The 9,602-nt window shown below is 30.7% G+C and carries 2 protein-coding genes; both read right to left on the bottom strand.

What is annotated here, in order from left to right; genetic code table 11:
* The coding region (locus ACQCX0_RS03235) for a hypothetical protein (protein WP_462562733.1) at positions 1-839 on the bottom strand (839 nt) is incomplete at its 3' end.
* The gene (locus ACQCX0_RS03230) at positions 751-9,543 is read right to left on the bottom strand and encodes a beta strand repeat-containing protein (RefSeq protein ID WP_462562732.1); all 8,793 of its coding nucleotides are present in this window, start codon (positions 9,541-9,543) and stop codon (positions 751-753) included. The genes ACQCX0_RS03230 and ACQCX0_RS03235, both read right to left, overlap by 89 nt.
* Positions 9,544-9,602: the final 59 nt, after the last annotated feature.

Below are 9,602 nucleotides of genomic sequence, written 5' to 3'. Positions count from 1 at the left end.
GTGTTTTTTATGTAATCTGTAATAATTACAGTATTAATTAAATTATTTTGATTATCTTTAATATAATCAAGAATTTGTAATTCATAAATTTTTTGTTTTTTAGCATTATAAAAAATTATTTGTGAAGGACTCGCATCACTTTTGTGCATAGTAACACTAATCCTAGAAAACAATAATTGAGGTTTACCTAAGAATTTTAAAACACCTTCATAAAAGATATAATCTTCAGTTTCTTTCTCCAAAGTAAATTTATAAGCATTATAAGTAATTTCTAAATAATTTAGTAATAAATAATAGATCCCAGGAATATCACTAAGTTTATCATTATAAATGGTTAGCTCTTTATTATCCGTATTATAGGTTTTTGCTATAAAGTTATAAACTTTATCTTCTACAAATTCTAAAGAATAAAAGATTTTTGTATCAGCAAATACTCTTTGGTTAATAAAAAATAGAAATTTATTGGTACTATACTCCCTATAAATGTCTACTCCGTATTGCTTTATCTCTACTTCCTGATTTTCTATTTTATTTCCATCTTTATCTTCTGTTGCAGTTACTTTAGCATATTCCTCAGTAACACTAAAGACTGAATAATAAGACATATTACTTAATAATTTTTGATGATAAGCATAAATCAGATTACTATTCACATTAGCGATTTGGCTTAAAACCCTATTACTAAAAATAAATACAACACCGAAGACTAAAAAAAATATTAAAATTTTATAGGAAATTCGGTGATACGGATTAGGAATGAGTTTTCTGATTTTGGTTAGCATGATGTGATATTGCAACATCAGTATCGGCATAGGTATTATTCTCGTATTCCACTGCATAACTCATGCTTTCAGTTTCATTTAAAGTAAACGCATCGGTTATGCTCTCTTCACTAATATTATGAGTATTACTATAATTATCAGCTGTGTTATTATTATTTTGTACCGTCTCTTTAGCTAAGTTTAATAAATTAAACAAGTTAATAGTAGAAGCAGGATTACTATTATTATCAAACAGAGTTTGTGTTGCTGCAATTTCTGCTACGGCAGAATCTACCTGAGTGTTATCATTTTGAGTCTCATTATTTTTATTGTCTTCGCTCTGATTGCCTCCGGTTTGATGATCTTCAGGCTGATCTTTTTCAATTTGATCCTCTCCTGAGGTATCCTTACCTTGTTCTGCTTTATTATTAGGAGTTAAATTATCTTGAGAATTCTTATTAATAGTAGGATTCTCAGTGGTAGTATCTTTGGTAGTATAATCAGTAATATCTTCAGATTTATCCTCAGTAGCCTCTTCTGCAGTTTGCTCTGCTTCAGATTTATTTTCCTCAGAGGTAATTACAATTACCTCTTCAGGATTAGTATTATCTTCTTGCTCTGCAGTTGCTATTTCTACAATGTTTTCTTCTATTAACGGAGTAAGCGGTATCTCAACAATAGCTTTTTGTAACAAATGTGCTGAATCACTTTTTACTTCCGGTTCTAAAGGAAAATCATTAGGATTTTTGAAAACATCATCCTGCCCCATTTTAGTACTATAATAACTATTAACAAGGGTTTTATAGAGGTTAGTTTGTGCTTCAAGGGCTTGCATATTAGTATTATTAGAGGTTACCCCATTTTGGTCGGCATTGGCATGAAATAAGGTATCATAGTTTGGCATAGTAGCATAAGCGTTAACTCTTTCTACACTTAACTGCTTATACTTAAACGTCTCAATAATAATAAGCCTGTTCTCTCTCGTGTTGACATTGAAAGGGTTCGTAACCTTAGTACTATCTCCACTAAAAACCATATACATTACAGAAGGTTCATTTGCCTGATGATCTGTGGTTAAATATATAGTATAATTAAATATATAAGTGCTATGCCACTTCCCATCATCTTGAAAATTTACTTGGCTAGGCAAACAGAGCTTCAAATCATTTATCTCCACAATACTATAGTATGAGGTTCTTTGCTTTTGATTACTCATCTCTATTGCATAGGGAGCTACATATACATTTAACGAATGCTGATTCATTGTCACACTCACCTTACCATTTCCTTCAGCTCTTGAATCTATTTGGAACTTAGCATTATAAAGTTTATAAAAGTTTTGATCATTGAATAGTTGAGAGGATAGCATCCAATTAAAAGTTTCTGATGGACCAGCCTTAAATACTATTGTCTCAGATTCCGATGAATTAGCTGTTCTCATAACAACATAAGAACCGCTTGCATCAGGGCTTATAGTTATATTTTTTACTTTTTGAGACCTAGCCTGGTAGTTTAGATATATATATTGTGTATTTTGGAGTACACCACTACCTTTAATATTATTCCAGCTCTCTATTCTAATAATATTATTATCCTCAATTTGAATCATATCGTCTTCATCCCATCCGCCCATTAGAAGTTTATTAAAACCTGCCCCAGCATCAATTTTTTGCTTAGAATCATCAGTATAATAATTCATGGTTTGCCGATCAGTAAAATCTATAATATCATTGGCAGAAGTTAGGGTAATATCTGTAACACTGGCAAACTTATATACCCATGGCATATCAGGATCCTCCATTGTTGGTAGTCTGGGATTCGATCTTTCAGCCTTCATCCCATAACCACTTGGAGTATTACTAAGTGGAGTAACAAAGAAAAAGTTGGTTTTTTGTTGGGTATGGCTCCCATGTCCGCCAAACTTGTCAAAAAAAGCTACTACTCCTTGAGATGCAATGGCAGAAAAATCTATAATATTTACGACCCCAAATTCGTTATTCATAGCATATTCTCTCTTAGGATTCATCCCATAGCTAACAGCTTTGTTATTCTTATCAACTTTTGGAGAAGGTGGTAAGATATTAAAGAATTTAACAATATTTGTTTGACCCTCTACCATCCCCATGTTCATATAGTTATTAATAGTAAGCTTAGTACCACTAGGACCTGTTACAGTAGTATTGATATTATCATTTTTATAAACTTCTATATTTAGACCCTTAGAAAATAGCTGACCGCTAACCGGAGAGTCACCTAAGTGAGAATCAAACAACCCAAATTGAATTATTGTTTTCCCAGAACCATGTACTGCAGCAGTAGATCCCTCCACTATAGCCAACACCATATCTCCTTCAGGCAACAATATTTCTTGTACATTAGTTACTTTTAGTGCCTTTGCAAGGTTTTTATCTGCTATCAGAGATAGCTGATTAGTAGCATCGATTCTTACATTATAATTAAAGGAATTTGAGACAACATTGGAAATATCTAGACGATTCTTTGTACCGCCGCCACCGTCTATTTTTATGAACTCAGACGCTAGGCGTCCACGCTGTCCATCAATAATAAAAATATCGTTACTACTTGATCCTGTCAATTCCTGAATGTATCCGACATCTAGATTATTATAGCCGTGCAAGCCTTCAATCATCATCTTATCTCCACGGCCTTCTAATGTTAACTTTACAGAAGTTGTAGAAAGACTAAAATCTAAGGCATTATTTTTTGTATCATTAAGCCCTCTGATCATCTTAAAGCTAGTATTTTGCACCACAATATGTACAGGGAGATCCGGACTATGAAAACCATAAATGTGAAAATTTGCCAAATATAAGTTATTTCCGACACCTGCACCAATTGAGATTCCACCTTTATTAGCAACCCCTTGAGAATTTACGCTATTGTCTATGGTAAGTGTTATTTTAGTAGCTGCACTACTTGGTGTACCCACCAAAGACTTATTTACATCAACAAATGATATCGAATTGCTACCGGCACCTCCATTAATACTATCTAAAATTGATGTTTTTACACTTCCAGAAAAAAACTTATCCGCCAAAGACACTTGATTATCAGCCCCTCCTAAAATTAAATCATTAATTGCCGTGAACTTAACTATAGTATCATACTGTATATAACCTTTGTTGTTACTATAATAAGTCACTCTCTTTGCCTTAAAAGTTGTTACATTAGATAAATCTATGACTATACCCCCACCATTCTCACTACCACTACTTATATTTCTTATATCTTTGAGTTCAGTATCTGAATTAAGATTCATTTTCATATGCTTCACGGCATAATTAGTTGCAATACTCCCTACATTATTAATAGCAATAGGTACACTATCTCTAATATCATTAATGTTAGTTGTTAAAAAAGTAGCAATTTTTGTGCTATCTAATACTAAATTAACAGCTCCTCCTATTCTATTGATAGAAAAATTAACTTTAGTAGTAGATGTCATATTTTGGAAGACTACATTTTTAGTTTCCTGTCCTGATAAATTTAAACTTACAGCATTTGTAGGATTAAAATTTTCAATATTTAGAAGGTTAAAACCATAAAAAGTGTCAATTACTGTACTATTATTCCGTTTTATTTCTAATAGATGATCATCAATCTTAATATTGGCATTATTAACATTAAAGTTCTTAACATTTAAACTACTCCCTGTATCTCCGTAAAACTCAGAACCTACAAATACAGATTTATTATCATCTATACTCTCAAGTTTTATTCTGGTGCCAAAAGCAGTAGGAGCTGGATTACCTGGCTTACCTGTCCAAGTTTTTAAATCATTAATTTTATCAACTTCTAATACCTTATTATCTTTAATTATTCTTAAAGAATTCCCTACCCCTATATCTATAGCTAATTCAGTATTTCCAATTGCAATAGCTTGAAAATTACTAATATCTACGGTGCCACCGCTAGTACCAAAGTGAATTTTATTACTATTACTTTCAAGATCTTTTAATTTAACACTATTCCCACTTGCCATACTATTAAATATATAATTATTAAAATTAGTAATATTATAATTAATATTTGTACTACCTGAAATGAGCTTTTTAGTAACAAAATCAATTGCAATACCACTCCTAACTCCTTCAAAATTAACTACATCAATACCACCGCCACCATCAATGGCATACTGTAAAATACTATCTGTAGTTATAGCATCAATCTTTAAAATATCATCGGCATTCCCTAACTGAAGTTCTTGAATATAACTATCTTTCTGATAGAAAATAATATCAGTAAAATTATTTTTTATAACACTTAATGTCTTTGTAGAAGTGTCTACATTAACTATCATCATTACATTTATTAAAGAATAATCAAACTTAGAATTAGCTAAAACATGAAATGTATAGTTATCCATATTAATATTTTTAAATTCATTATTATGGGTGGTAGTTTTAAAAATATTAATATTTCTAAAACTATCCTTGTTAGACTGTCTAGTGATTATGTTATCTTTAAAGTCTATAGTAATATTACTAGAAATATTGCTATAATCTAGAGTATCATCCCTATTGTTAGAGGCAATACCGTCATAAAAATAGTTTATAGCATCATTACCTGCTATAAAAATATCTTTAACATAAGAACCCTCAATAACATTAATATTAATTAGATTATATATTCCTGTTGTTGTTCCGTTATTAATTATTATTTTATTAGTTATTAAATTAATTTCAGTAGTAACACCGATATTCATAATATTTTTTAAGGTAACAGTATCCTTTGATCCCGACGCCCCTTCTAACTTGGTTTCATTAGCTGATAATGCCTGTATTTTATCTGATAAAGAAAACGTAGTATAATCTGTTCCTCCTTTAATTGTCGCTATCGTTCTAATATTTTGCAGAACATCTAAAACTTCACTTCCGCTTCCTAGTTTTTTCAGAATACTTTGACTTGCAAAATCAACCTCTACCTTACCATTAAATAAACTATAATCTAGGGTGTTATCTCTGTGATATTGTTGTATAGCAAAAGTATAATTGATACTTGAGGTTGCTAAAAATTTAATATTAACACTACTGTTACTAGTACCATTATTTACTGTAATATTAGTAATTTTTTCTAAAGTATCAGCATTACTATTAGCCCTTGTCACTGTAAAACTCCCACTATTACCTTCTATCAAAGAAATATTAAGATTAGGAGCAAAGTTATTATATATTATTTTATTATTATCTCCTTGATATCCATTTGCTCTGAACCCTTGTATATTAAGAGTACTATTAATTATAAACGTATCATTATACATGGTACCAGTAATACCACTAAAGTTTATGAGGTTTATATTACCGCTACCTGTGTCTATGTGTCTATTGATGTTAATGGTTCTAGCACCGGAGATATCCTGTTCATAACTTATATTATTTTGACCGCTTCCTGCTTCTATTACTGTTATTCCTCCGGAACTACTACTAGCCAATACATCATTATTACCATCTCCTAGTTTAATTTTAGTAATTCCCTCGTATTTTAAATAACCTGCAGTTCCTCCACCAGTTTTATAAATTAACTTACCTTCTACTAGGTTTACATTAAATGCTGCCCCACTTACCGAAGAAACATCTAAAACATTCACTAGCCCACTCCCTGCAACAGTAGCTATTTTTAGTACTTGAGCATTCTGAGAAGAACCAGCAAAGAGATCATCCTTAATACTGATGGTTTTATTACCACTATGACTCAGTGTATACTCTTGAATATTTTTAAAAATAATGCTTTTAGAAGAACCTGTCAACATATGTTGCGTTGCCTCAATATCCAAGTTAGAATAACCTGTTAGAGCCGTACCTATATTTACTGTATTAGTGCTTGTATTACCGCCAACAAAGGTATAAGTACTATGTACATTCTGTAGAATATTAAAACTATTACTCTTGCTACTTCCTGTAATATGATTAATATCTGCACCAATTGTGTCTGCACTTCCTGCAAGTTTAGTTACAATTATAGGAGTATTAACGCCACCATTATACGTAAAAGATAAATTTATATCTAGATTACTATAATCTAAGGAACTACTCGTACTAGCTTCTAATTGATAATTACCTTTCTCCTTCCCAAGAAATTTTGTAACCCCTGCTGAGCCAATAATGTGTGAAAAATTATTAACAGTATCTCTTGCACTAGGATTCGAAGTTTTGGCAACAAAGTTACCGGTTATATCAATAGTAAGATCATCACTTAGAGCTGAGTAATCTATGATGTTACTAATACCATTATTACCGTCATAATTATATTGTAAGAAATCATGTATTTTAAAAGTATCGTCTTGTGCGGAACCTTTAATACTTTTAAAACTTAAGAAAGTAATTGTTTTACCAGATTGTGTACCATCATCCATTACAATGTTAGCAGAAGTAACAACAATCGTAATACCACCTGGATTTTTAGAGAAAATTAACTTATTATCTCCTGCTGCTCCATCTATTTTTAAATCTATAGGATTTTGATATGTAGAATTATAAAAAACTGTATCATCTGCATCACCCAACGTAATTTCATCAATATTATAAAATTTATCAGTAGAATTACCTGCTTTACTAACTGCAATATAATTATGAGCAAAATTAACCGTTATGGCTTGAGTTTTATCAGTTAAATAACTGATAGTATCGTTAATTAGGTCAGTAGGACTTGCCGTTAAATCATCATATTTACCTGCAAAAATTTCTAAAGTATTATTGTTCTCTCCCCTAGTAATTGTGCTATTATCGACAATATAAATTTTAAAATTATTTGTTTTTCCTTCTACCCCAAAAATCCTCTCAACAGTTTTAAAATTATCTACTCTCCCACTTGCTTTTTTTACCCCTATACTATCATTACCTACAATAATCTGTTTTGCTCCGCTGGGATCACTATCGCTAAACGTTCCTCCACCTATACTAACTTCTAACCCTGTTATAGCCGTTATGTTATCATCATACCTAATAGTATCGATACCTTTACCACCTTGAATTAATACTCTTTTATCTTTATCCGGATTTAAAGTAATAGTATCATGAAAATTTGTAGCAATAATACCCTCTGTTCCAATGAATTTATCAAAAGTATCATCGTTAACATTAATACTACTAGCAAGAGCTTCATATGATACATAATCTTCCCCTGCACCTCCTTGTATCATCATATCAATTGTAGGATCGATTTTAAAAATATTACCACCACTTGAGCCTATAACTTTATTAATAGCATTAAATTCAGCTAAAAGTTCTCCTTTTCCTGCTCCGTTATCTTTATAAATTGTGAAATTAGATAAATCAAAAATTAATCCTTCAGAGGCATTAGCATAATCTATAATATTATTCCTAGAAATTGGAGAACCCTCTAAGTAAAAGGTTTTCCCTGCAATATATTTCATTACAAACTCATTGTCAGCAGCATTAGTTCCTATTATTTTATTAAAGAAATAAGCTTTATGTGCAGGATTATCTCCTATTTCCCAATAATAATTTCCAGAGTCTTCTTTTAATTCAAATTTCTGCTGGCTAATTTGATTAAAAGTACTAAAAGTATTCTTTCTGGTATCATTTGTGATTTCTTTTCCTTTATAAATATATACTTTTTTTGATAAGTTCACTGTAATATCTATATCTTCTAAGAATTCTACTGTTTTAAAACCTACTAACTGATTAGTATCATATAAAGACATAGTTAGATCTGTTACACCCTGAACCTTAAGTATATTATTACTATTACCAGCATTTATGATTGGCAACATAGATATATTTGAGAGGTTTACACTAACTATATCATCCCCTTTAGTACCATTAATTTTATTAATATTATATAATTTATCAGTCCCTCCTGCACCACTAATTCCTTTATTTACTACAATTTCATTTGTAGTTCTATTAATGAAATCTATAGAAATTGTATCTGTAAAAGTACTATTTATCTCGTAATCTACAATATCAGAGTTAGAAGTATTATTACCATACATTATAATGTCTTTACTATTAAAATTAACAGCATTATTTATAATTCCCTGAAATATATTAGAAGTGCCACCTTTGAAATAATTAAAATTCTTAAAATTATCAATTCCATACACTCCCTTATTCACAGATGCTAGGTTAAAATCAAAGATTACCTGCCCGTTAATTTTGGTATAATCAAGAGTATTCATACCATCCTTACCATCTAATCCTAAAAATCTACCATTCTGAATAATAAAGGTATCATCAAAATTTGAAGCAACAATATTCTGAATATTTTTAATAATATCCGTGCCCCCAGATTCTTTGTTAACTTTAATAATACCGCCACCAAGAGTAAAATCAATCTCTATCCCCTTACCACCGGTAGTATCTTTACTATAATCAAGCGTATCAATGCCACCGCCACTTTCATAAGTTATAGATCTGGTTAAAGTACCTTCAAATATATCATTCCCTTTAGTACTGATAATTTTACCAATATTTTTAAAAGTAGAGTTAACAACTATATTATTAATTTTTAATACTCCGGATCCAAAAGCTGAATATACAATTGGATTGCTGATTTGGTTTAAATTAAGAGTATTATTTCCTCCAATACCATCAAAATGTATTTCATAAGTACTGTCTGATAATTTATCCCCACCTATAAAAGCATCATCTTGGGCACGAGATCCTTTGATATATTTTACATTGGCATACTCAATCTTATTAGAACTTCCTTCAGTAAAAAAATAATTTTGTGCTTTGGAAATATCCACGGTACTCCCTACGGTAGCAATACTTTCTATACTATTATTCCCATTTCCCATATCAATTTTTATATCTTTAATTAATCCGTTAGTAGTTTCTACCCGTAAAGTATTATTTT

It is taken from the genome of Candidatus Hepatincolaceae symbiont of Strigamia maritima, from assembly GCF_055505085.1.
This window is presented reverse-complemented; position numbering and strand designations above follow the sequence as displayed.

What these genes read in the sequence shown, in the direction of transcription:
- ACQCX0_RS03230 (WP_462562732.1), bottom strand. Translation starts at nt 9,543, where the DNA reads ATGGGAAATGGGAATAATAGTATAGAAAGTATTGCTACCGTAGGGAGT.